19 protein-coding genes are annotated in these 21,720 nt (G+C 65.8%); 13 read left to right on the top strand and 6 right to left on the bottom strand.

All coding sequences use genetic code 11. The features are described from left to right. Positions 1 to 9 precede the first annotated feature (9 nt). Genes otsB through M2343_RS09710 form a run of 3 tightly spaced genes read left to right on the top strand, consistent with a single transcriptional unit; the run spans position 10 to position 4,174 of the window. Positions 10 to 921 carry a trehalose-phosphatase gene (gene otsB, locus M2343_RS09700; protein ID WP_264576482.1) on the top strand — a complete coding sequence of 304 codons (912 nt, stop codon included), beginning with the start codon at positions 10 to 12 and terminating at the stop codon, positions 919 to 921. Beyond that, entirely contained in the window at positions 921 to 2,717 is a 1,797-nt protein-coding gene (locus tag M2343_RS09705) for a glycoside hydrolase family 15 protein (RefSeq protein ID WP_264576483.1), read from the top strand. The genes otsB and M2343_RS09705 overlap by 1 nt, the downstream gene beginning before the upstream one ends. Then, on the top strand, positions 2,714 to 4,174 hold the full coding sequence (locus M2343_RS09710; RefSeq protein WP_264576484.1) for an alpha,alpha-trehalose-phosphate synthase (UDP-forming): 1,461 nt from the start codon (positions 2,714 to 2,716) through the stop codon (positions 4,172 to 4,174). The genes M2343_RS09705 and M2343_RS09710 overlap by 4 nt, the downstream gene beginning before the upstream one ends. Here the strand turns inward: M2343_RS09710 and M2343_RS09715 are convergent. Both M2343_RS09715 and M2343_RS09720 read right to left on the bottom strand, forming a co-directional pair. Continuing rightward, the gene (locus M2343_RS09715) at positions 4,153 to 5,454 is read right to left on the bottom strand and encodes an MFS transporter (protein ID WP_264576485.1); all 1,302 of its coding nucleotides are present in this window, start codon (positions 5,452 to 5,454) and stop codon (positions 4,153 to 4,155) included. The two genes, M2343_RS09710 and M2343_RS09715, sit on opposite strands and share 22 nt — an antisense overlap. Before the next feature lie 64 nt (positions 5,455 to 5,518). Next, complete coding sequence (locus M2343_RS09720; protein ID WP_264576486.1) at positions 5,519 to 7,144, bottom strand: GMC family oxidoreductase; 1,626 nt, start codon at positions 7,142 to 7,144, stop codon at positions 5,519 to 5,521. 128 nt (positions 7,145 to 7,272) lie between these two features. On the opposite strand from M2343_RS09720, the gene M2343_RS09725 reads away from it, so the two are divergent. The 3 genes from M2343_RS09725 (at position 7,273) to M2343_RS09735 (ending at position 9,656) form a co-directional block, all read left to right on the top strand. Further along, positions 7,273 to 7,662 carry a nuclear transport factor 2 family protein gene (locus M2343_RS09725; protein ID WP_264576487.1) on the top strand — a complete coding sequence of 130 codons (390 nt, stop codon included), beginning with the start codon at positions 7,273 to 7,275 and terminating at the stop codon, positions 7,660 to 7,662. Positions 7,663 to 7,767: 105 nt separating this feature from the next. Continuing rightward, positions 7,768 to 9,264 carry a sensor histidine kinase gene (locus M2343_RS09730; protein WP_264572132.1) on the top strand — a complete coding sequence of 499 codons (1,497 nt, stop codon included), beginning with the start codon at positions 7,768 to 7,770 and terminating at the stop codon, positions 9,262 to 9,264. Continuing rightward, a complete protein-coding gene (locus M2343_RS09735; protein ID WP_264576488.1) occupies positions 9,261 to 9,656 on the top strand; it encodes a response regulator in 396 nt (131 codons plus the stop codon). The genes M2343_RS09730 and M2343_RS09735 overlap by 4 nt, the downstream gene beginning before the upstream one ends. Positions 9,657 to 9,691: 35 nt before the next feature. Here the strand turns inward: M2343_RS09735 and M2343_RS09740 are convergent, their stop codons facing one another. Beyond that, positions 9,692 to 10,951 carry a threonine ammonia-lyase gene (locus M2343_RS09740; protein ID WP_181558795.1) on the bottom strand — a complete coding sequence of 420 codons (1,260 nt, stop codon included), beginning with the start codon at positions 10,949 to 10,951 and terminating at the stop codon, positions 9,692 to 9,694. A 57-nt stretch (positions 10,952 to 11,008) separates the two neighbouring features. On the opposite strand from M2343_RS09740, the gene M2343_RS09745 reads away from it, so the two are divergent. From M2343_RS09745 to M2343_RS09765, 5 genes are all read left to right on the top strand, one after another. Beyond that, positions 11,009 to 11,878 carry an NAD(P)-dependent oxidoreductase gene (locus M2343_RS09745; protein WP_264576489.1) on the top strand — a complete coding sequence of 290 codons (870 nt, stop codon included), beginning with the start codon at positions 11,009 to 11,011 and terminating at the stop codon, positions 11,876 to 11,878. Next, the gene (locus M2343_RS09750) at positions 11,875 to 13,545 is read left to right on the top strand and encodes an amidohydrolase (RefSeq protein WP_413716015.1); all 1,671 of its coding nucleotides are present in this window, start codon (positions 11,875 to 11,877) and stop codon (positions 13,543 to 13,545) included. The genes M2343_RS09745 and M2343_RS09750 overlap by 4 nt, the downstream gene beginning before the upstream one ends. Before the next feature lie 3 nt (positions 13,546 to 13,548). Next, positions 13,549 to 14,358, top strand: a complete 810-nt coding sequence (locus M2343_RS09755; RefSeq protein WP_264576490.1) for a class I mannose-6-phosphate isomerase — start codon at positions 13,549 to 13,551, stop codon at positions 14,356 to 14,358. Positions 14,359 to 14,506: 148 nt separating this feature from the next. Continuing rightward, on the top strand, positions 14,507 to 15,352 hold the full coding sequence (locus M2343_RS09760; protein ID WP_181558791.1) for a beta-etherase: 846 nt from the start codon (positions 14,507 to 14,509) through the stop codon (positions 15,350 to 15,352). 140 nt (positions 15,353 to 15,492) lie between these two features. Next, positions 15,493 to 16,725: a serine hydrolase domain-containing protein gene (locus M2343_RS09765; protein WP_264576491.1), complete on the top strand. Its 1,233-nt coding sequence runs from the start codon at positions 15,493 to 15,495 to the stop codon at positions 16,723 to 16,725. Positions 16,726 to 16,833: 108 nt separating this feature from the next. Here M2343_RS09765 and M2343_RS09770 read toward each other — a convergent pair whose 3' ends face one another. Both M2343_RS09770 and M2343_RS09775 read right to left on the bottom strand, forming a co-directional pair. Continuing rightward, positions 16,834 to 17,529 (bottom strand): hypothetical protein, encoded by a 696-nt coding sequence (locus M2343_RS09770; RefSeq protein ID WP_264576492.1) that lies wholly within the window; start codon positions 17,527 to 17,529, stop codon positions 16,834 to 16,836. 95 nt (positions 17,530 to 17,624) lie between these two features. Continuing rightward, positions 17,625 to 18,938 (bottom strand): S8 family serine peptidase, encoded by a 1,314-nt coding sequence (locus M2343_RS09775; protein ID WP_264576493.1) that lies wholly within the window; start codon positions 18,936 to 18,938, stop codon positions 17,625 to 17,627. Positions 18,939 to 19,053: 115 nt separating this feature from the next. Between M2343_RS09775 and M2343_RS09780 the strand changes: the two genes are divergently transcribed. Next, positions 19,054 to 19,512: an RNA polymerase sigma factor gene (locus tag M2343_RS09780; protein WP_264577535.1), complete on the top strand. Its 459-nt coding sequence runs from the start codon at positions 19,054 to 19,056 to the stop codon at positions 19,510 to 19,512. A 4-nt stretch (positions 19,513 to 19,516) separates the two neighbouring features. Next, complete coding sequence (locus tag M2343_RS09785; protein WP_264576494.1) at positions 19,517 to 20,251, top strand: anti-sigma factor family protein; 735 nt, start codon at positions 19,517 to 19,519, stop codon at positions 20,249 to 20,251. Between the two features lie 164 nt (positions 20,252 to 20,415). On the opposite strand, the gene M2343_RS09790 is transcribed toward M2343_RS09785, so the two are convergent. Beyond that, positions 20,416 to 21,552 (bottom strand): LLM class flavin-dependent oxidoreductase, encoded by a 1,137-nt coding sequence (locus tag M2343_RS09790; protein WP_264576495.1) that lies wholly within the window; start codon positions 21,550 to 21,552, stop codon positions 20,416 to 20,418. Between the last annotated feature and the right edge of the window lie 168 nt (positions 21,553 to 21,720).

Raw genomic sequence — 21,720 nt, forward strand, 5'->3', positions numbered from 1 at the left:
CTCGCTATCATGCGCGGACGACGAACGCGACCCGGCCGCGCTTCGGCCAGGCCGCGAGACAGGAACCCGCCCCCATGTGCGGGCGTTCGCAACGAGAGCCACGCCGAACCCAATCACGGCGGACCCAACCATAACGCAAACCATGACGCAAAGCATGACAGGGGAATCACCATTTCGCATCCGTCCGCATTCGATCTTCCAGCGCCCTCAATCGACACCCTCGACCATCTCAGCCTGTTTCTGGATCTGGACGGCACGCTCTTCGAGCTGATCGACCATCCCGAAGAGGTGATCGCAGACGAGCGTCTGCGCAGCCTGCTCGCCCGGCTGTCGACGCGGCTCGATGGGCGTCTGGCGGTCGTGAGTGGGCGCTCGATCCCGCAGATCGACGCCATTCTCGGCCCTATCGCGCAGGATCTGGCGGTTTCCGGCAGCCATGGCAGCGAACATCGCTGGCGTGGCGTCGCGGCGCATCCGGTGCGGCCCAAGGGACTGGACGAGGCCGCTGCGGACTTTCGCGCCTTCGCCGGTCAGCATGAGGGGGTGATCGTCGAGGACAAGAGCTATGGCGTCGCGCTGCATTTCCGCATGGCGCCGCAGATCGAGGCGGAAGCCACCGCCCTCGCCACCCGCCTCGCTGACGACCTCGGCCTCCATTACCAGCCCGGTAAGATGATGACGGAACTGCGGATGCCCGGCGGCGACAAAGGCAAGGCCGTGCGCACCCTGATGAGCCGCGCGCCCATGGCAGGCACCTCGCCTTGGTTCCTTGGCGATGACGAGACAGACGAGGCCGCGTTTCTCGCCGCCCAAGCGCTTGGCGGCGTCGGGGTGATCGTGGGCGATCGGCAGCCAACCGCGGCCCAATACAAGCTTGCCAATCCGCGCGCCGTACATGCCTGGCTGGAGGACCTGCTCTGATGACTGCAACACTCGACCTCTGGCCCATCGGCAATTGCCAGGTCTCCGCCCTGATCGACCGGGCTGGCCGCTTCGTCTGGGGCTGCGTGCCCCGGGTGGATGGCGACCCGGCCTTCTCCTCCCTGCTCGACCCGGCCCCGCGCGCCGCCGAGGGCGCACGCGGCTTCTGGGAAATCGATCTGGAAGACTGCGTGGAGACGACGCAGCATTATGTCCGCAACACACCGGTGCTGGTGACGCGGCACGAGGACAAGCATGGCAATGCCATCGAGGTCATCGACTTCTGCCCGCGTTTCCACCGCAGCGGGCGCATGTTCCGTCCGGTCGCTTATGCCCGCATCGTCAAGCCGGTGGCGGGCAGCCCGCGCATCCGAATCCGCCTGCGCCCGGCGCGCGACTGGGGGGCGCGCGATCCGCACCGCACGCGCGGCACCAATCACATCCGCTACATGCTCTCGGACATGACCCTGCGCCTGACGACCACCGCGCCGGTCGGCTGGATCGAGGACGAGCGGCTGTTCCGTGTCGAGCGGCCGCTGCACTTCTTTCTCGGGCCAGACGAGAGCTTTGCCGACGATCTGCGCATTACGCTGGACACCATGCTCGACCGGACGATCCGTGAATGGCAGGGCTGGGTGCGGGGTCTCGCCACGCCCGTGGAATGGCAGAAAGCGGTCATTCGCGCCGCGATCACGCTCAAGCTGTGCCAGCATGAGGAAACCGGCGCGATCGTCGCGGCCCTGACCACATCGCTGCCCGAACATGCCGATAGCGGGCGCAACTGGGATTATCGCTACTGCTGGATTCGCGACGCTTATTACACGGTGCAGGCGCTCAACCGGCTCGGGGCGCTCGATGTTCTGGAGAGTTATCTCGAATATCTGCGCAACCTCGTCGACAATGCACGCGGTGGCCATATCCAGCCGCTTTATGGGGTGGGTGGCGAAGCCACGCTGACCGAAAGGATCGCGCCGGGGCTGGCCGGCTATCGCGGCATGGGGCCGGTGCGCGTCGGCAACCAGGCGGCCGAGCAGATCCAGCACGATGCCTATGGCCAGATCGTCCTCTCCAGCACCCAGAGCTTCTTTGATCGGCGGCTGCTGCGCATGGGCGGCACCGACGATTTCCATGCGCTTGAGGCCGTGGGCGAGCGCGCGTGGGACGTCTATGACAAGCCCGATGCCGGCCTGTGGGAGCTGCGCACCCGCAGCCATGTCCACACCTACTCCGCCGCCATGTGCTGGGCGGCGTGCGACCGACTGGCCAATGCCGCCGCCGCGCTCGATCTGCCGGAGCGGGCCGCCTTCTGGCAGGGGCGCGCCGATAGCATGCGCCAGACCATTATCGATGCGGCCTGGCGGGAGGATACCGGTCGGATGTCCGCGACATTCGGCGGCGACGATCTGGATGCCAGCATCATCCAGTTGCTGGACCTTCGCTTTCTCTCGCCCGGCGATCCGCGATTCAAGACCACGCTGGAGGCCGTCGAGCAGGGGTTGCGGCGCGGCAGCCACATGCTCCGTTATGCCACCGAGGACGATTTCGGCCTGCCCTCGACCGCCTTCAACGTCTGTACCTTCTGGCTGATCGAGGCGTTGCACGCCACCGGACGCGTCGATGAGGCGCGGGTGCTGTTCGAGGAAATGCTCAGCCGTCGCACCGCCGCCGGACTGCTCTCGGAGGATATCGACCCAGCCACGGGTGAACTGTGGGGCAACTATCCCCAAACCTATTCGTTGGTTGGATTAATCAACTGCGCCGTTCTGCTCAGCAAACCGTGGAGTACCATCAGATGACTCGCCTCGTCATCGTGTCGAACCGCGTCAGCCCGCCGACGGGGGAAGGACAAGCCAATCAGGGCGGCCTTGCGGTCGCGCTGTCCTCGGCGCTGCGCGAGACAAACGGCATCTGGTTCGGCTGGTCGGGCAACGAGACCGAGACGTTCACGGGTCATGTGAATTTCAGCAAGAGTGATGGCGTCACCACTGCCACCGTCGACCTTGAGCCGCAGGATGTCGACGAATATTATAACGGCTTTGCCAATCGCACGCTCTGGCCGCTCTTTCACGACCGGACCGACCTCGCAGAATTCGAGCGCAACTTCGCGGGCGGTTATGCGAGGGTGAACGAGCGCTTCGCCGACACCCTACTGCCGCTAATCACGCCCGAAGACCTGATCTGGGTTCATGATTACCACCTCATCCCGCTCGGCGCGGAACTGCGCAAACGCGACGTTACGAACCGCACCGGCTTCTTCCTCCACACGCCCTGGCCCGTTGCGCGCCTGCTGACCTCCCTGCCGAGCCACGCCAAGCTGGTGAATGCGCTGTTCGCCTATGATCTCCTGGGCTTCCAGTGCCAGGCCTGGCTCGATTCCTTCCTCTATTATGTCCACGACCAGTTCCCCGAGGCGGAAATATCGGACGGTGTGATCCGCATCGGCGACCGGACCGTGCGGGTCGTCGCCTGCCCGATCGGCATCGATGCGGGGGACTTCGCCAAAAGCGCGACCACCCCGGAAGCCGATGAAGCGCGCGAAAGCATCCTGCGCAGTCTCGAAGGCCGCGACCTCATCATGGGGGTCGACCGGCTGGACTATTCCAAGGGCATGGAGCAGCGTTTTCACGGGTACAGCCGCCTGTTGCAGGACCATCCCGAGTTTCAGGAAAAGGTCACCTTCCTCCAGATCGCGCCGCCATCGCGCGAGCAGGTCGCCAGCTATCAGGACATCCGCCGCGAACTCGATGCGCTCTCGGGCCATATCAATGGCGAGTTCGCCACCGCCCATTGGGTGCCGTTGCGCTATGTGAACCGTGGCTATGATCGGCTTGCCCTCTCCGGCATGTACCGCTCCGCGCGCGCCGCACTGGTGACGCCATTGCGGGATGGGATGAACCTGGTCGCGAAGGAATATGTCGCGGCGCAAGACCCGGAAAATCCCGGCGTGCTCATTCTCTCGCGTTATGCCGGCGCAGCCGAGCAATTGCAGGATGCCCTGCTGGTCAACCCGTTCAGCCCGGAAGAACTGGCCGACGCGCTGCACCAGGCGCTGCTCATGCCGCTCGAAGAGCGCAAGACGCGCTGGCGGGCTATGATGGACAGCGTGGAAACGCAGGACATTCGCTGGTGGCTCAAGCGCTTCCTCGATCTGCTGACGAGCGAACACCCGCCGCGAGGGAGCGCTGCCGAGGCCTCTGAGAGTTCAGAAGGCGCAGATACGAAAGAGGCCGCTCAGGCTGCAGCCTCCTCCTGAGCGGAGGGCGCGGTCGCGATCCGCGCCTTGGAGAAGGCGAGCACGCACAGGATGCAGCAGCCGACCGGCACCAGCAGCGCCAGAAAGAACATGCCGGCGGACATGTTGGCAGCGATCAGCGCCCCGCCTACGAGCGGGCCCGCCATGGCACCCACGCGCGCGACGGCGACCGCCAGACCGATGGCGGCCGACAGCATCGTGATCGGGTAGATGCTCGCGGCCACGGCCGTCAGGGCGATATGGGCGCCGCCGACGCCCATGCCGATAATCAGCATCAGCAGGCCCCAGGTGGCGAATGCCGGCGCCAGCACCGCCAGCGCCACCAAGCCGAGCGACACCAGCGCATAGCCTGCCAGCAGCGCCGGGATCGTGCGGTGACGGTCGATCTGCGTAGCCAGAATGAGGCCGCCGACCAGTCCGCCGATCTGCACGATGGACGCCATATGGGCCGAGGTCTGGAAGCTGAAGCCCACCCCGCGCAGCACCGTCGGCAGCCAGCTGGCCAGCATGTACATGGACAGCGCATTGAAGCAGAACAACGCGGAAAACAGCGTGGTGCGCAGCAGATAGCCGCGCCCCAGCGGCGCCAAGATGGGAATGTCCGTCCAGTGCCACGCCCGCTCGCGCGCCGCTTTGACCGCTACGGGCGCCGCCGGCAGACGCGTGAGAAACAGCGCGAGAAGAATCGTGATCACAAACATGAAGGTCGCCGGAACGGTGAACGCCGCTTCCCACCCGCGCCCGGTCGTGAGCCACGGCACCACGATACCGGCGCCCGCCGCACCTACAGGAATGCCGCACCCGACGATGGTCATCGCGCTCGCCCGCCGCTTGGCCGGCATCACCTCCGCGAGGATCGCCAGCACGTTGGGCAGGCAGGCGCCCAGCGCCGTGCCCGTGAGAAGGCGCCACCAGAACAACTGACTGACCGTCTGCGACCATGACGTGCCGAGCGTCGCGAAGCTGATAACGCCCAGCGCCACAACGGTCGTCGTCCGCCGCCCCACCTTGTCGCCCAGCGGGCCGAGAAAGAAGGCGCCGAGACCAAGGCCAATGACCACGGCAGACAAGGCCGGTGCGAACAGGGCCGGTGACTCCCCCCAAAGCTGCGCCAGATGCGGCACGATGACGGGCATTGACCCGATATCATAGCCATCGATGACCATGATGATGAAGCTCAGCAGGCCGACGATGTAGATCTGCAATCCGCTGGCCGCCTTGGCAGGCGCCGGCGGGTCAGCTTGTGCATCCGCCGGCAGAATTGCGTCGCTCTGGCTCATCTCGGTCCCATCCTCTCACCCTGTCGCCGCCGGTTCATCCGGTCTGGCCGTTCCTGCTCGTCCATCACCGTTGCGCTGGCTTGGCCGGCCCCGTCTTGCCCAGAATGAGGTCAGCCGCCTTTTCCGCGATCATGATCACGGGGGCGTTGGTATTGCCCCGGATCAGCGCCGGCATGGAGGAGGCATCGACCACCCGCAGGCTCTCGACCCCGCGCACCCGCAACTGCGCATCCAGTACGGCGGCATCGTCGGTCCCCATGGCGCAGGTGCAGGCGGGATGGCCCCCGCTCCGCGCCGTTGCGCGCAGCCAGCCTTCAAGCGCGGCATCATCCGCTGCATCCGAGCCGGGCGCGACTTCTGCGGCGACCAGATCACGCGCAGGCGCTGTCGCGAAGAAACGGCGCATGAAGTGCATCGACCATAAGAGCCGATCAAGATCGCCCTGTTCGCTCAAGAAATTCAGGTGGATTTTCGGCAGCGCCTCGGGATCGGCGGAGCGGAGCGCGATGCTGCCCCGGCTCTCGGGGTTGAGCAGCAGCGTGCCGGCCGAAAACTGGTGCCCCGCGCCTTTTCGCCAGCCGGGGAACCAGGGCCGCGCCGCGTAACTTGCGTGGACGATCTGAAACTGAAGATCGGGTCGATCCTGCAACGGCCCCGAGCGCAGGAAGCCCTGTATCGACATCGGGCTCTGTGCCATGTTGCCGGTGCCGAACAGGGCCCAGCGCGCCGCGTGCAGGGCGATCCGGTCGAGCCGCAACTGGTCGTCGAAAGTCACCGGCGTGGCGGCTTGCCAGAAGCTGAGCGCGATCGGATGATCCTGCAGATTGGAGCCGACACCCGGCAAATCGCGCAGCACCGGCACGCCCATATCGGCCAGATGCGCCGCCGGGCCGATGCCGGAGAGCATGAGCAGTTGCGGCGAGTTGATCGCGCCGCCGCACAGGATCACCTCGCGGCGCGCCCGCACCTGGCGCACGGCCCCGCCCTTGCGATACTCCACCCCGACCGCCCGGCCATGCTCCATGATGACGCGCGAGGCGAGCGCATGGGTCTCGATCCGCAAATTGGGGCGACCCCGCACCGGGTCGATGAACGCCCGTACCGTGCTGTGGCGCCGCCCCGCGCGGATCGTGCAATCGGGAATGCCGAACCCCTCCGGGCGCGGCACGTTGAAATCCGGTTCCTCGTCATAGCCCAGATTGCGCGCGGTGCGCATGAAGGCCGGGAACAGCACCGGGTCCGGCTTCATCGCCGTGACGTGCAGTTCGCCCGTCCCGCCATGGTCGGCGCCGGCGCCGCGCCAATTGGTTTCCGAGCGGCGGAAATAGGGCAGTACGTCGTCGAAGCCCCAGCCGGGCAAGCCCATCTCGCGCCAGCGATCATAGTCCGCCGCGTGGCCGCGAATATACATGGTGCCGTTGATCGAGGAGCTGCCGCCCAGCGCCTTGCCGCGCGGGATAGGCTGGGTGCCATTGCCCATTTGCGGGTCCGGCTCGCTCTCATTGCCCCAGATGAAGCGCTCGGTCGCGGCGGCCTGCATCCAGGTGAGCGGCATGTCGATGATCGGATGACGGCACTCACCGCCGGCTTCCAGCAGCGTGACGGAGGTTCCGGCCTGCGCGCTCAGGCGATTGGCCAGCACGCAGCCCGCACTGCCTGCCCCCACGATGACGAAGTCCGCCTCATCCATCGGTCGGTCGCCCTCCCCTCCACACTGTCTCTGCCAGACCGTTGCAGCCTTTGCCCTGCTGGTCTTACGGTGCATATGCACGAGCACAAGTGCGATAACGCACGCCTGCCGCGATGGAGAGCGATGAGATGCGATATACCGCCGATGAGGAAGCCAATCTGGCCTTGGTGCGCGGCCTTTTCGACGAGGTGCTCAACCCCATGGATTCGAGCGCCGTGGACCGGTTCATCGCGCCCGACTATATCCAGCACAATCCCTCGGTCGAAACGGGGCGCGCGCCATTCAAGGCGTTTCTCGACCATATCAGGTCGGTGCATCCCCAGGGCGTGCATGATGTGAAGCGCATGTTCGCCGATGGCGATCATGTCATCGTCCACTACCACGTCCGCCGCTGGCCGGACGATAGCGGCTGGGCGGTGGTTGACATCTTCCGGATCGAGAACGGCCTCATTGTGGAGCACTGGGATGTCGCGCAGGACGTGAAGCTCGGCGGGCCGAACGCGAACGGGATGTTCTGAGCAGCGGGCATTCGCCGCCCGCGCAGATGCGACCAAATCGTCAGGCTTTGGCCGGCGCAGGTGGAATGAAATTGACTCTGTGCAACCGACGCGCAAGATCGTGCATTGTCGGGCTGGATTCTACCGCCGTCCGTCTTTTCCGAGGGCTCCGTGACGATCGATTTTCAGGCCCTGCTGGCGCGTTCTCCCAATCCCTATGTGTTGCTCGATAGCGATCTGCGGATCGTCTGGATGAACGACGCCTATCTGCAGGTGACCATGCGCACCCGCGATAAGCTGCTGGGCCAGAACATGTTCGATGCCTTTCCAAGCGACCCGGACTCGGAGAGTCATCGGCAGCTGGAAGCCTCGTTCCGGCGGGTTTTCGCCTCCGGCAAACAAGACGAGATCGCGCTCATCCGCTACGACATTCCCACGCCCGACGGCGGCATGGACGTGCGCTACTGGAGTGCGACACACACGCCCTTTGCGGACGAGGCACGCAAGGTCGCCTACATCCTGCAGCACACGGTCGACGTCACCGAACTGCAGACGCTGCGGGCCATGCGCGATGAAATGGGCCTGATCCAGCGCGCCAATGCCGTGCAGGCGCGCAATCTGGACCTCGCGGAAGAGGCTGGGCAGTTCAAATCCCTGTTCGAGCAGGCGCCGGGCTTCGTGGCCATTCTGCACGGGCCGGATCATGAGTTCCGCATGGCGAACGCCGCGTATCACAAGCTGGTCGGGGGCCGGGATCTGCTGGGCAAGCGGGTGAAGGACGCCCTGCCGGAGGTCAGCGGGCAGCGCTTCCTGAACCTGCTCGATCAGGTCTATCGCTCGGGCAAACCCTTCATCGGGCGCCGCCTCAAGGTGCTGCTGCAGAATGACGAGGGAACCGAGGTGCAGGAGCGCTACCTCGACTTCGTCTATCAACCCACCGTGGGCGAAGGCGGGACTGTTTCCGGGGTGTTCGTCCAAGGCCATGACGTGACCGACCAAGTGGAATCGGAAGAGCGGCAGGCCCTGCTGATGAACGAGCTCAATCACCGCGTGAAGAACACGCTGGCGATCGTCCAGGGCCTCGCGATGCAGTCATTCCGCCAGATGCCCGGGTCCGAGGTTCCGCGTCAGACCTTCAACGCACGGCTCGCGGCGCTGGCGGCGGCCCATAATCTGCTGACGACCAGCAACTGGAAAACCGCCGGCTTCATCGAGACCGTGCGCAGTGCGGCCGAAGCCTCCATCGGCGAGGATCTGGCGCGCGTGCATCTGGACGGCCGGGATTTCACCATCGCGCCGCAGACGGCGGTGTCCCTCTCCATGATCATTCACGAACTCTGCACCAATGCTGTGAAATATGGGGCTTTGTCGGTGCCTGAAGGTCACATAGACCTGAGTTGGACGATCGAGGACGAAGAAGAGGATTACCGATTGATCGACCTGCGTTGGGAAGAACGCGGTGGCCCACCCGTCCAGCAACCCGCAAGTCGGGGTTTCGGGTCGCGCCTCATCGAGCACGGCTTCTCGACGGAACGGGCCAGCGGCGTCGTGATAGACTTTCGGCCGACCGGCCTGCTGTGCACCATCAAGGCAAAGCTCACCAACGCATCGATTGTTTCATGAGACTGGACGACCTGACCATCCTGATCGTTGAGGACGAGCCGATTATCGCCCTCGTTCTGGAAGACAAGCTGCTGGATCGCGGCGCGAACCCCGTTCTGGCGCACAGTTTCGACAGTGCGGCAGAGCTGATCGGCCGACAGGCGCTAGACCTCGCCATTCTGGATGTGAACATCCATGGCCAGCAAAGCTATCCGCTGGCGCAAATGCTGCGAGACAAGGGCACACCCTGCATCTTTGTGACTGGCTATGGCGGGGCGCTGCACCCGGAGGCATTCGCGAACGTCATGACGCTGACCAAGCCCTATAGCGTGGCCGCGTTGGATGACGCGCTCCAGACGGCGCTGGCATCCAGCTCTGCCAGCCAGCCGGAACCCGACACGCCGCTGACCTGACCGGTCAGAGCCGCGTCACCGGCGCGGCGGCGTTTTCAGGCCAGCTCGACCGGCGTTGTGTCGTAGCCCGCCACAGCCAGCGCCTGCATCAACCGCTGGAGATGGGCTTCGTCGCGCGTCTCGCATTCCACATCCAGAGTCAGCCCCTTGGCGGGCAGATTGGTGAAAATCCGCTGGTGGGAGAGCTCCAGGATGTTCACCGCCTCCTGATCGAAGATGCGAGCGACATGGAACAGCGCGCCGGGGCGATCCTGCATGATGATGCGCAGGCGGGCCAAGCGGCCCGAACGGGCCAGATCGCGCAGCAGCACATTGGCGAGCAGGCGCGTATCGATGTTGCCGCCGCACAGCACCAGGCCCACCGTCTTGCCGGCGAACAGCGGCTTGTGCTCGATCAATGCCGCGAGACCGGCGGCGCCAGCGCCCTCGACCACGGTCTTCTCGATCTGGAGCAGCAGGCTTACCGCCTGTTCCAGCGCGCGCTCGGTCACGAGCACCACATCATTCGCGAGCGCGGTGACGAAGCGGCGCGTGAGCTGCCCCGGCTCCTTGACCGCAATACCCTCGGCCAGCGTATCGCCATCGCAGGGCAGGTTGGCGCTCTTCACCACATCGTACATGGAAGGGTAGAGTTCGGCCTGAACGCCGATCAGCTCGATATCCGGGCGGATGCCGCGCGCAGCGGTGCCCATGCCAGAGAAGAGCCCACCACCGCCGATGGGAATGACCAGCGTGTCGATCTCCGGCGCGTCCTCCAACATCTCCAGCGCCACCGTGCCCTGCCCGGCGATGATGTCCGGCTCGTCGAACGGGTGGACGAAGGTCAGGCCACGCTCGGCTTCCAGCTTGCGCGCGTGATTATAGGCGTCCTCGAATTTCTCGCCTTCCAGCACCACGGTCGCGCCGTGACCCTCGGTCTGCATCACCTTCACCAGCGGCGTCGTCATGGGCATGACGATGGTAACGGGAACGCCCAGCTTGGCGCCGTGATAGGCAAGGCCCTGCGCGTGGTTGCCGGCCGACGCCGCGATAACACCCTTGGATCGCGAGGCATCGTCCAGCAGCAACAGGCGATTGAGCGCGCCGCGTTCCTTGTAGGCGGCGGTGAACTGGTGGTTCTCGAACTTGAGATACACGGTCGCGCCGGTCATCTGCGAGAGCGTCTTGCTGACCACCGTTGGCGTGCGCAGGATCGAGCCCGAAATTCGCGCCGCCGCCGCGCGGACATCGGCGACGGAGACGGGCAGCGCATCGGCACTGGCCGTCAGGGGCTCAAGCGGTTCGATCCTGTTCATGGCGCCGCCCCCTACTCCCATCTGGCGCATCCTGCAAACTGCCACTATGCCCTGCTTATGGCAAAAATCGCGTTTATCGGGCTGGGAGTGATGGGCGGACCAATGGCGGGGCATCTCGCCGCCGCCGGGCACGACCTCTCGGTGTTCAATCGGTCGATGGGCAAGACCCAGGCCTGGGTCGAGCAGCATGGCGGCGAGGCGGCAGTCAGCCCCGCGCAAGCCGCGGCGGAGGCCGAGGTGGTCATCAGCTGCGTCGGCAATGATGCCGACCTCGAAGCGGTGACCATCGGGCGCGACGGCGCGTTCCGCACGATGCGACCCGGCGTGCTGTTCATCGATCACACCACCGTCTCCGCCAAAATCGCGCGGCAGCTCGCAGACGAGGCGGAGAGCCGGGGGCTTCATTTCGTCGATGCGCCGGTTTCCGGCGGACAGTCCGGCGCGCAGGGCGGCACGCTGTCGGTGATGTGCGGCGGCACCCAGGCGGCGGTCGAGACAGCGCGGCTGGTCATGCAAAGCTATGCCGCCCGCATCGTGCATTGTGGCGAGGCCGGCGCGGGCCAGACCACCAAGATGGTCAACCAGATCTGCATCGCTGGCGTGCTGGAGGGACTCTCCGAGGCGCTGCGCTTTGCGCAGGCAGCAGGCCTCGACCTCGGCAAGGTTCAGGAAGCGATTGGCGGCGGCGCGGCGCAAAGCTGGCAGATGGACAATCGCTGGAAGACGATGAGCGAGGACAGCTTCGATTTCGGCTTCGCAGTGGAGTGGATGCGCAAGGATCTGGGCCTCGCCCTTGATGAAGCGCGCACGCTCGGCGCCACATTGCCGGTCACGGCGCTGGTCGATCAATATTATGGCGAGGTCGTTGCCATGGGCGGCGGGCGGCAGGATACCAGCGCGTTGGTGAGGCGCCTGCGCAAGCCATGAGTTTTGCACGAAGGACAAGCGCCGTTCTGGCGGCGCTCGCGCTTGGACTGGGCATGGGCGCGACCCGCGCGGACGCGCAGGGCCTGATCGATAATGTGAACGGCATCACGGTCGATGCGACCGGGGATCTCGTGCATTTCACCGGCCTTGTCATCAGCGACGATGGCCGGGTGGAAAAGCGGCTGGCGCGCGGCGAGAAACGCCCCGATCGGCCGAGCTTCCGCTTTGACGGCAAGGGCCGCACGCTGATGCCAGGCATCATCGACGCGCATGTTCATGTCATTGATCTCGGCTTCTCGCGCCTCAATCTGGACCTGAGCGATACCAATTCGCTCGAAGAGGCGCGGCAGAAGATCGCCGCCTTCGCTGCGGCCAACCCCGGCCGTCCGTGGATCATCGGCTTTGGCTGGAATCACGAGAAGTGGAACCTCGGCCGCTTCCCGACTGCCGCCGACCTCGATGGGCTGGGCGATGGGCGCCCGATCTGGCTGGAGCGCGTCGATGGTCATGCCGGCTGGGCCAATGCCGCCGCGCTGGCCGCCGCAAAGATCGCGCCGACCAGCAAGGCGCCTGTCGGCGGGCGGATCGAGATGGTCGCAGGGCGTCCCAGCGGCATCCTCGTCGACAAGGCGATGGCGCTGATGACGCCCGCCCTCCCCCGACCCCAGCCCAAGGATTATGACGCGGCACTGTCCGCCGCGCAGGATGCGCTGCTGGCGCGCGGTGTCACCACCGTGGCCGACATGGGCACCAGCATCGAGCATTGGCAGGCCTATCGCCGGGCCGGGGACCGGGGGGCGCTACGCATCCGCATTCTGGGCTATGCCGCCGGCATGGAGCAGGCCGCGCTGATCGCCGGGCCTGCGCCGACGCCGTGGCTCTACAACGACCGGCTGCGGCTGGGCGGCGTCAAGCTGGTGCTGGATGGCGCGCTCGGCTCACGCGGCGCCTGGCTCAAGGCGCCTTATGCCGATGCGCCCAAGGAGAGCGGCTTAGCGCTGCTGACATCAGCCCAGTTGCGCAACCAGATGAGCCGGGCAGCGATGGACGGCTTCCAGCTTGCCGTCCACGCCATTGGCGATCAGGCCAATGCCGAGACGCTGGATGCCATCGAGGAACTGAGCGAGACCTATAAGGGCGACCGGCGCTGGCGGATCGAACATGCGCAGATCGTCGACCCGGCCGATCTCGCCCGTTTCGCGCGCAGCGGCACGATCGCTTCCATGCAGCCGCAGCACGCCACCTCCGACTGGGCGATGGCGACGCGGCGGCTCGGGCCGGAGCGGCTCGGCGGCGCTTATGCCTGGCGCACGATGCTCGACAACAAGGTGCCGCTGGCATTCGGCTCGGATGCCCCCGTGGAGCCGGCGGATGCCTTTATCGGCCTCAAGTCTGCCACCACGCGGCTCGATGCCCGCAACGAGCCGGCTGGCGGCTGGTTGCCGACGCGACGTCTGACGCTGGCCGAGGCACTGCGCGCTTATGGCCGCGGCGCGGCTTACGCCGCTTTTGCCGAGGAGCGCTTCGGCAATCTCGCACCCGGCCAGCGTGCCGATTTCCTCATTCTGGACCGCGACATCGAACTGGCCAGCCCCACCGACCTTGCCGCGACGCAGGTCCTCGAACTGTGGATGGACGGCAAGCGCGTCGCTCTGAAGGATCGCTGAATCGTGAACGCCATTCGCCTTGCCACCAAATATGTCGAGAAGCCCTGGGGCCGCACCGATCTGCCAGCGGCCTATCCCGATGGACAGGGCCGGCAGATTGGCGAGGTCTGGTTCGATGGGCCGGACGGCCAGCATCCGCCGCTGCTCGTCAAATATATCTTCACCAGCGAGCGCCTGTCCGTCCAGGTTCACCCCAATGACGCGCAGGGCCAGGCGCGCGGTCTGCCGGGCGGAAAGAGCGAGTGCTGGCTCATCCTCGATGCCGAGCCCGGCGCGACGCTTGGCATGGGGACGCTCCGCCCGCTGGATGATGAGACCCTGCGCGCCGCCTCGCTCGATGGCAGCATCGAGCATCTGATGGACTGGAAGCCGGTAAAGGCCGGCGACTTCTTCTACATTCCCGCCGGGACTGTCCACGCCATCGGCGCTGGCGTCACGCTGGTCGAGGTGCAGCAGAATGTCGATGTGACCTATCGGCTCTACGATTATGGCCGGCCGCGCGAACTGCATCTGGATGATGGCGTCGCCGTGAGCCGGGCCGAGCCCTATACGCGGGCGCCGGTCAACATCGCAGAGGTGGATGCGGACACGCTTCTCCGCCGCGACGAGGCGCCCTTCACGCTGGCCCTAGAGCGCTGGCACGAAGGCAACCATGACCTGGACTGCGCCGATGGCCCGTGCTGGTTCGTGCCGCTGAGCGGCCACGGCACGATCGACGGACTGGCTTGGGCAGCGGGCGAGTGCTGGCTGGTGACGGATTCCGCCACGCTGACCGTGACCGAACCCGCCCGGGGCCTCATCGCGCAAAGCTGACACCTGCCAGACTTAGTCAATGAGAGAGCGCGCCGGGCCCGCGCAGCTCTGCTCATTCCCTTTGCGCTTAGCCGCAAAAATACTGGCATTCGAGATTGCAAAGCCCTATTCACGCCCCACAATGGCGAGGACTGAAAGAGGCTCTGCAATGGCAAAAGACAACAAAATCACATTTTACGATCTGGCGTTGGCGAGCGGCGCGACGATCAGCCCCTTCGTGTGGGCGACGAAATATGCGATCGCCCACAAGGGCTTTGAGATCGACACTGTGCCCGGCGGCTTCACCGGCATTCTCGAGCGCACCGGCGGCAAGACCGAGCGCCTGCCCGCGATCGTCGACGATGGCAAATGGGTGCTCGATAGCTGGCTGATCGCCGAATATCTGGACGAGACCTATCCCGACCGGCCGACGCTCATCCCGCACCCCAGCGTGCGCGCCCTCACCCAGGGCATGGAAGCCTGGCTGTGGAAAGAAGCGATCAGCCCGTGGATGACCTGCTTCCTCAAGGAATATCGCGATCGCTCGCTGCCGCAGGATCACCAATATGTCACCGAATCGCGCGAGCGGATGTTCGGCCGCAAGATCGAGGATATCATCGTGGGCCGTGAAGAGCGCCTGCCCAAGGTGCCGCCAAACCTCCAGATCATGCGCAATGTGCTAGCGGAGAATAAGTGGTTCGGTGGCGACACGCCCAATTATGCCGATTACCGTCTGCTCGCCGTGTTCCTGTTCACCGCCTCGGTGGCAGATACGCCCGTGCTGACCGACGACGATCCGCTCCGCGATTGGATCGAGCGTGGGTTCGATCTGTATGGCGGCCTTGGCCGTCACCCCGGCCTCTCCCCCATCTTCGGCCTGCAACTGCGCGAGGGCGATCCCGAACCGTTCGTGAAGGGCAATGCCAAGAACGGCCTCTCCAGCCGCAACACCGGCCCGCAGTCCACCTCGGCGGAAACCGCGCGGCTCAAGGGCGAGGCCCAGCCGGCCGCCTGAGCGCCCCCGACATCGCCCTTTCGAGGCGACAAGAGACAGACAGGCGGCAGGCTTCACGGCGTGCCGCCTGTTCGTTTTTGCGATCTCTTGCCGTCCGCCCGCGCGCGGATTACCCACAGCGCAGGAGAGGAGACATAATCATGAAAAATCTTGCTCGCCGGGTCGGCTTGGCCCTGGCTCCCATTGCCATCTGTGCCGCCCCTGCCCTCGCCCAGCAGGAACTGCCGCCCGTACTCGCCAGCGGCGCGAAGTCCGATGTCGCGCCCGCCGTGCAGATCCTGCGTTGGCACATGAACGATGCGGACGTCGCGTCCCTGACCTTCCGCAGCATGGACACGCTGTTCACCACGCGCTCGGCGCCGCGCTCCGGGCCGATCTGGCAGCTCCCGCGCAACGACAAGCCGCTCGATTTCAGCTATGCCTATAAGGGCACCACCTACAAGGCCGACGACTTTCTGGAGCGCACCTATACCAATGCGCTGCTAGTGATGAAGGACGGCAAGATCGTCACCGAGATCTACCGCAACAATAGCAATGAACAGACCCGCTTCATGGGCTGGTCGATGACCAAGTCGCTGACCTCGATCCTCATCGGCAGCGCGCTGGCGGAAGGGCGGATCAAGTCGCTCGACGATCCCATCACCGCCTATCTGCCTGAGCTGAAGGGCTCGGGCTATGAGGGCGTGTCGATCCGCCACATCCTGCAGATGCGCTCGGGCGTGGACTATGAGGAGCGCTACGACTTCGCCAATCCCGGCATCGCCGCGACCAATCACATCAATGCGCTGGTCAAGAATGTCTCGCGCTTTGCCGACATGGCGCGGCAGGTGAAGCGGCTGCACACGCCGGGCACTGTGTTCCAGTACAAGACCATCGACACTGCCGTGCTCGGCTGGCTGATCGAGCGGGTGAGCGGCGGCGACACCATTGCCGGCTATGCGACCAAGCATCTGTGGGAGCCGCTGGGCGCCGAGCGTGACGGCTTCTTCATCATGGATGGCCCGCCGGGCGTCGGCCGCGAGTTCAACGGCGCCGGCTACAATGCCACGCTGCGCGATTGGGCGCGCGTGGGGCAGATGATGCTCGATGGCGGCAAGGCCAATGGCAAGCAGATCGTCTCGGCCGCCTGGGTCGCGGAATCGACGCGGCCGACCGACCCCAAGGAAGCAGGGCCAATGGGTTATGGCTATCAGTGGTGGACGCTGGGCGGCGGCTCCTACTCCGCCATCGGCCTGCAGGGACAATATGTGTTCGTCGATCCGGAGAGCCGCACGGTGGTGGTGAAGCTCAGCTACTTCCCGCCAGCCAATATGAGCGCGGACGAAGAGACGGCTGCATTCCTGAAGGCCGCAGCCGCCTGGACACCGCGCTGAGCGCCATCTCTCGAGCATGAGAAATGCCCCGGCCTCTCATCGAAGCCGGGGCATTCCGAACGGTCTGTCCCACACAGCGCCGTTCTACGGCGACGGTGCGAGGGAGGCTTACTCGTCGCCGGTGCTGGCAGACTGGCCGGCCGTGCCCGAACCCTGGACCGAGCCGCTCACGGTGCCGCTGGCATCCACCGAGCCGGCGGTATCACGCACCTGTCCGGCAGCGTTGCGAGCAGCATTCGCCGTGCCACGCGCCGTACCGCGCGCCGCTTGAGCGGCACCGCGGGCCGTGCCGCGCGCGGTCTCCACTGTGCCGCGAGCGGTGCCCCGCGCCGTCTCGGTCGTGCCCTGCACAGTGCCGCGGGTCGTTCCGACGACCTCCCGGGCCGTGCTGCGAACCGCATCGGTGCCGACACCCTGCGCCGAGACGCCGACGCTCTTGTCGATGCTCTGGCTGGTGCCGAGCGCACCGCCACCGGTCACGGAGCCAGCCGGGCCAGTCGCGGACGTCGCCCCTTCAACGGTGCCGGCAACCGTGCCGGCCAGACCCGCATTGGCGCTGGCCGAACCCGAGCGCGTATCGACCGAGCGGCTGGTGTCGGCCCGGCCCGCGCCGGACAGGGTGCCGGTGACGCTCTGGGAGGCAGAGCCGACCGAGCCGAGCGTACCGCCAAGATTGCCGGCACCGCCCAGCGTGCCACCAAGCGTGCCGCCCAGCGACCCGCCGGCATTACCAAGGAGCTGCGCCTGCGCGGGCATCGCGAAAATAGCGGCAGCGGCGAACGTGGTGATCAAAATCCGGTTCATATGTCATCTCCTTCAAGATGCGGGCCTCTCTTCTGGCCCGTCGGAAGGAGAACGACGGCCGGATGGGGCTTCATCCCGACCCGCCGGAAAAATTTTTACCGCGCGGTCGCGGGCACCGTGCGGCAGGCTTTGCAGACGATGCCGCGCCCGACATTGCCCTTGCCCTTCACCGCTTCGCCGGCCACCGCGCTGACGCGACGCGCGGGAGAGCCCTGCGCGGCAGCCAGACGTGCCGCAACGAGCGGCGCGGCAAAGGAGGTGCCGCGCACCTTGCCATAGCCCTTGCCGGGCAGCGCGGCGACCATGTCGGCGCCGGGCGCGGCGAAATCCAGATGTCTGGCGCGCCCCGCCTCGAGCAGCGCCCGGTCCCGGCCATCGACACCGGTGACGGCGATTACGCCGGGATAGGAGGCCGGATACATGGGCGGCGCAGCAGGCCCGTCATTGCCCACCGCCGCAACGACGATCACGCCGCGCTGCTGCGCCAGCGCCACGGCGCGGGCCAGCAACTGATTGGGCGGGCCGACCAGCGAAACGGTGATGACGGGCGCGCCACTCTTGACCAGCCAGCCCAGCGCCTGCGCGATCAGCTCAGCCGATCCGGCAGCGGGATTGCCGCCATAGACATCCGCCGCCAGCAATACTCGCCCCGTGGCCGCGCCCTTGAAGGCGCCGTCCCGGCCGACCAGCAACGAGGCAATGGCCGTTCCATGGCCGCTGCCCTTCGGCCCGCCCGCCGCAAAGCCGCGTTGGCGGATCGATGCTCCAGCCAGCGCCGGATGGGCCGCGACGCCACCGTCGATCATGCCGATGGGCACATCGCTGGCCCCGCTCTCGCCGGCCGCCGCTGCGCCGTCCGCGCCGCCCAGCGCCCCGCCGGCTGGCTCGAATACATGGTTGAGATCGAACACCCCCTCCGGCGCGAGCTTGCGGGCGCGCTCCAGTGCCTTGCGCGCCGTCTCGCCGCGCGGCACGCCGAGCACATGGGTCCGCAGACCCAGTTCCTCCATCGCCTCCGTCCGCAATGTCTCGAAACCCGCCGCCTTGAGGCGCACGAGCAGATCCGGGGACGCATCAAGCGCGATGATCTCTCCCCGCCGCACCGGCTGGCCGTCGGCATCCGCCTCCAGCACATCGCGGTTGGCGCGGATCAGTGCATCGAGCCGGGCGCGGCGCAAATCACGCAGGGACACCCGGTCCAGCGTATCGGCCGCACGGACGCTGAGCGTGTCCACCGCGCCGCCGATGGTCGCGGGCGCATCACGCAAGAGCGGATCGACCACGCCGCCGGCGATCTGGCCGGGAAGCTGGCCCGGAAGCTGACCGAGATTGCCCGGCAGAAGCTGCGCCTGCGCACTTGCGCCGAGCAGAGCGGCGATCAGGAGAATTGCGGTTGATTGTCGCGCCATGGTCGGTCCTTATCATTTTTTCTCAAGCTTTGGATGAAACGCTCGTGCCGCGTCGTTTCATCCACAAGAGCTGAAAGGAATTGGCTTGGACGGGTTCGAGGAAGGCCTCACTGCCATGTTGCCGCGCCTGCGCCGGTTCGCACATGGGCTGTCGCACAGCGCCGCCGACGCGGACGATCTGGCGCAGATCGCCGTAGAGCGCGCCTTGCGGTCCCGTAGCCAGTGGCAGGCCGGCACACGCCTCGATTCCTGGCTCTACCGGATCACGCGCAACGCCTGGATCGATACGGCGCGCGCACGAAACCGTGAGACCGCGCGCCTGCTGCCAGAAGAAGCCGGCGAGCAGGTGGGCGAAGACCCGCGGCCCGGCCTCGAAGCCCGGCTGGACCTCGACCGGATGATGGCAGCGATGACCCGGCTGCCGGAAGACCAGCGCGAGGCTGTCGCGCTCGTGCTGATCGAAGGCTGCGGCTATCGGGAGGCCGCTGAGATATTGGAGATACCCGTCGGCACGTTGTCGAGCCGGCTGGTGCGTGGACGCAATGCGCTGCTGGCGCTTGTGGGCGAAGGATGAGCAGATGACGGACCCAAGGATCGGCCCCATGATCGATGACGAAACGCTCTATGCCTGGCTCGATGGCGAACTGCCCGAGGACGAAGCCAAGCGCGTCGCCGCGCTCGTCGCCGCCAATCCCGCGCTGGGCGAGAAGCTGGAAGCCCAGCGTCAATTGCAGGCGGGCCTGCGCGCGGCCTTCGATCCGGTTGCCGCTGCCCCGGTGCCGGCCGGCATGGCCGCAATCGCAACGAGCGAAGGAACCGTGCAGAGCTTGGCTGATGCGCGCGCCCGGCGCACAAGCCGTGCGGGCTTTGGCCTGCCGCAATGGGCAGCCGTCGCGGCGGCGCTGGTCGCTGGGTTCGTTGGCGCGCAGATGCTGCCAAAGGGCGGCGCCACCGCTCAGGACGGGCTGGTCGCAAGCGCAGAGCTAACCGAGGCACTCGACACCCAGCTTGCCAGCGCCGGGGATGCCGATGGCGCCGCCGCGCCGGTCAGGGTGCGCCTCACCTTCAAGGATAGCAAAGGCGACATCTGCCGCAGCTTCGATACCGCCAGTACCGCCGGCGTCGCCTGCCGGGAGCAGGACGGCTGGGCCGTCCGCGCGCTGGTCAGCCATCCCCGCCAGACCGAGGGAAGCTATCGCATGGCGACCAGTGGCGATGCCGCCATCATGGCCTATGTGGACGCCCAGATCAGCGGCGATCCGCTGGATGCGACGGCCGAAAAGCAGGCCATGGCGAAAGGGTGGAAGAAATAGTGCTGCAGCGCAGGCCGGTGGATAAAAAAGGTGGTCTTGCTGCGCCAATCGGCCCGAGTTGCCACCCTTGATAGCCCGACTCTGGGGCGGCGCCGTCCCAGTTTACCTGGGACGCACACCTCTCACCGACCGGCCCACCCCGCGAGTTGCCCCATATTGCCGGCTCAGCTTTTCCCGCCCTCCGAAACAGCCTTGGCAATAGCGGCCTGATTGGCACCGCTGAATTCATCGCGTCGCTCGTGGACCCAGTTGAAGGACCGTTCCCGTTGGGCATTGGCCCGGTTAAACCGCGGCATGACGTAGCGCATCATGAGCTCATAAGACCGCTTGGTCGCTTCGAAATCCATCCAGTTGGTCCCGGTCATCGTAATATAACCGAAGCCACCCGTCTTTTCCCACAAGGCCTCGAGATATTCGACGGCATCGTCTGGTGTGCCGATCAACCCGCCGCGCGCCGCGACGATGCGCTCCGGATCGGATCCGGCTTTGGCGCGCGTATCCGCATAGCTTTTCGGGTTGAGCGCTTCGAGATAAGCCAGCCAAGGCTCGAGCCCGAAACGCATGGCCGCAGCGGCATCCGCGCGGCTCTCGGCCAAGTGGAAGGAAACCACGACACGCAGATTATCGCGATTGAGTTGATTGCCGTGGGCGCTGCCGGCTTCTTCCGCCAGCTTCCATGCCGCGGCAACATCGCCGCCGCCATGAGTGAGGATGCCTAGACCGTATTTGCCTGCCAGGCGCGATCCGATCGGCGTCTTGGAGGTCACGACCGCCATTTCGGGACGACGGAAGCTATAAGGCGCCATTTGGAGGCTCGCCTCCCGCAGCGAGAACCAGTCGCTATCGTGATCAACGACTTCGCCATCCAGCAACCGGACGATCACATCCAAGCCTTCGACCAGCCTCTCGCGCTGCTGCTCCGGCTTGATGTTCAACATGTGCGCATCGGAGACCAGCATGCCGGGACCAAAGCCGAACATGGCCCGACCGCGTGTCTGATGATCGAGCTGCAGGATGCGATCCGCAATCATGTAGGGGTGATGATAGGGCACCGAGATCACCCCGGCGCCGAGCTTGATCCTTGAGGTCCGTTCCGCCGCAGCCGCGATGAACAGCTCCGGGGAGCCATATATTTGCATGCCCCCGGAATGATGCTCGCCCATCCACAATTCCGCAAAACCGAGATGCTCCAGCCAGTCCACAAGCTCGAAATCCCGACGCATGCAGAGCGCTACGTCCTCATCGTTGCCGTGATGTGGGGGCAGGAATACGCCTGCACGAACGTTGCGCCTCTCATACATGGGTTTTCTCCCGCAAATCTTATCGTCACGGCCCGACTATCAACGCAATAATTAAAACACAATAGAAATTATTATTTCGTGAGACTCGCGAAGCCTGACCGCTCGGACAGCGAACGAACCGAGCGCGTGAAAAACGGCTCATCGCACGTGGGATACAGGCCTTAATAT

The sequence above is a fragment of the Sphingobium sp. B8D3B genome (assembly GCF_025961875.1).
GTDB lineage: Bacteria > Pseudomonadota > Alphaproteobacteria > Sphingomonadales > Sphingomonadaceae > Sphingobium.

Excerpts from the sequence above, each read along its gene's own strand:
- otsB (WP_264576482.1), top strand. The coding sequence starts at position 10 with ATGCGCGGACGACGAACGCGACCCGGCCGCGCTTCGGCCAGGCCGCGA.
- M2343_RS09705 (WP_264576483.1), top strand. The coding sequence starts at position 921 with ATGACTGCAACACTCGACCTCTGGCCCATCGGCAATTGCCAGGTCTCC.
- M2343_RS09710 (WP_264576484.1), top strand. The coding sequence starts at position 2,714 with ATGACTCGCCTCGTCATCGTGTCGAACCGCGTCAGCCCGCCGACGGGG.
- M2343_RS09715 (WP_264576485.1), bottom strand. The coding sequence starts at position 5,454 with ATGAGCCAGAGCGACGCAATTCTGCCGGCGGATGCACAAGCTGACCCG.
- M2343_RS09720 (WP_264576486.1), bottom strand. The coding sequence starts at position 7,144 with ATGGATGAGGCGGACTTCGTCATCGTGGGGGCAGGCAGTGCGGGCTGC.
- M2343_RS09725 (WP_264576487.1), top strand. The coding sequence starts at position 7,273 with ATGCGATATACCGCCGATGAGGAAGCCAATCTGGCCTTGGTGCGCGGC.
- M2343_RS09735 (WP_264576488.1), top strand. The coding sequence starts at position 9,261 with ATGAGACTGGACGACCTGACCATCCTGATCGTTGAGGACGAGCCGATT.
- M2343_RS09740 (WP_181558795.1), bottom strand. The coding sequence starts at position 10,951 with ATGAACAGGATCGAACCGCTTGAGCCCCTGACGGCCAGTGCCGATGCG.
- M2343_RS09745 (WP_264576489.1), top strand. The coding sequence starts at position 11,009 with ATGGCAAAAATCGCGTTTATCGGGCTGGGAGTGATGGGCGGACCAATG.
- M2343_RS09750 (WP_413716015.1), top strand. The coding sequence starts at position 11,875 with ATGAGTTTTGCACGAAGGACAAGCGCCGTTCTGGCGGCGCTCGCGCTT.
- M2343_RS09760 (WP_181558791.1), top strand. The coding sequence starts at position 14,507 with ATGGCAAAAGACAACAAAATCACATTTTACGATCTGGCGTTGGCGAGC.
- M2343_RS09765 (WP_264576491.1), top strand. The coding sequence starts at position 15,493 with ATGAAAAATCTTGCTCGCCGGGTCGGCTTGGCCCTGGCTCCCATTGCC.
- M2343_RS09770 (WP_264576492.1), bottom strand. The coding sequence starts at position 17,529 with ATGAACCGGATTTTGATCACCACGTTCGCCGCTGCCGCTATTTTCGCG.
- M2343_RS09775 (WP_264576493.1), bottom strand. The coding sequence starts at position 18,938 with ATGGCGCGACAATCAACCGCAATTCTCCTGATCGCCGCTCTGCTCGGC.
- M2343_RS09780 (WP_264577535.1), top strand. The coding sequence starts at position 19,054 with ATGTTGCCGCGCCTGCGCCGGTTCGCACATGGGCTGTCGCACAGCGCC.
- M2343_RS09785 (WP_264576494.1), top strand. The coding sequence starts at position 19,517 with ATGACGGACCCAAGGATCGGCCCCATGATCGATGACGAAACGCTCTAT.
- M2343_RS09790 (WP_264576495.1), bottom strand. The coding sequence starts at position 21,552 with ATGTATGAGAGGCGCAACGTTCGTGCAGGCGTATTCCTGCCCCCACAT.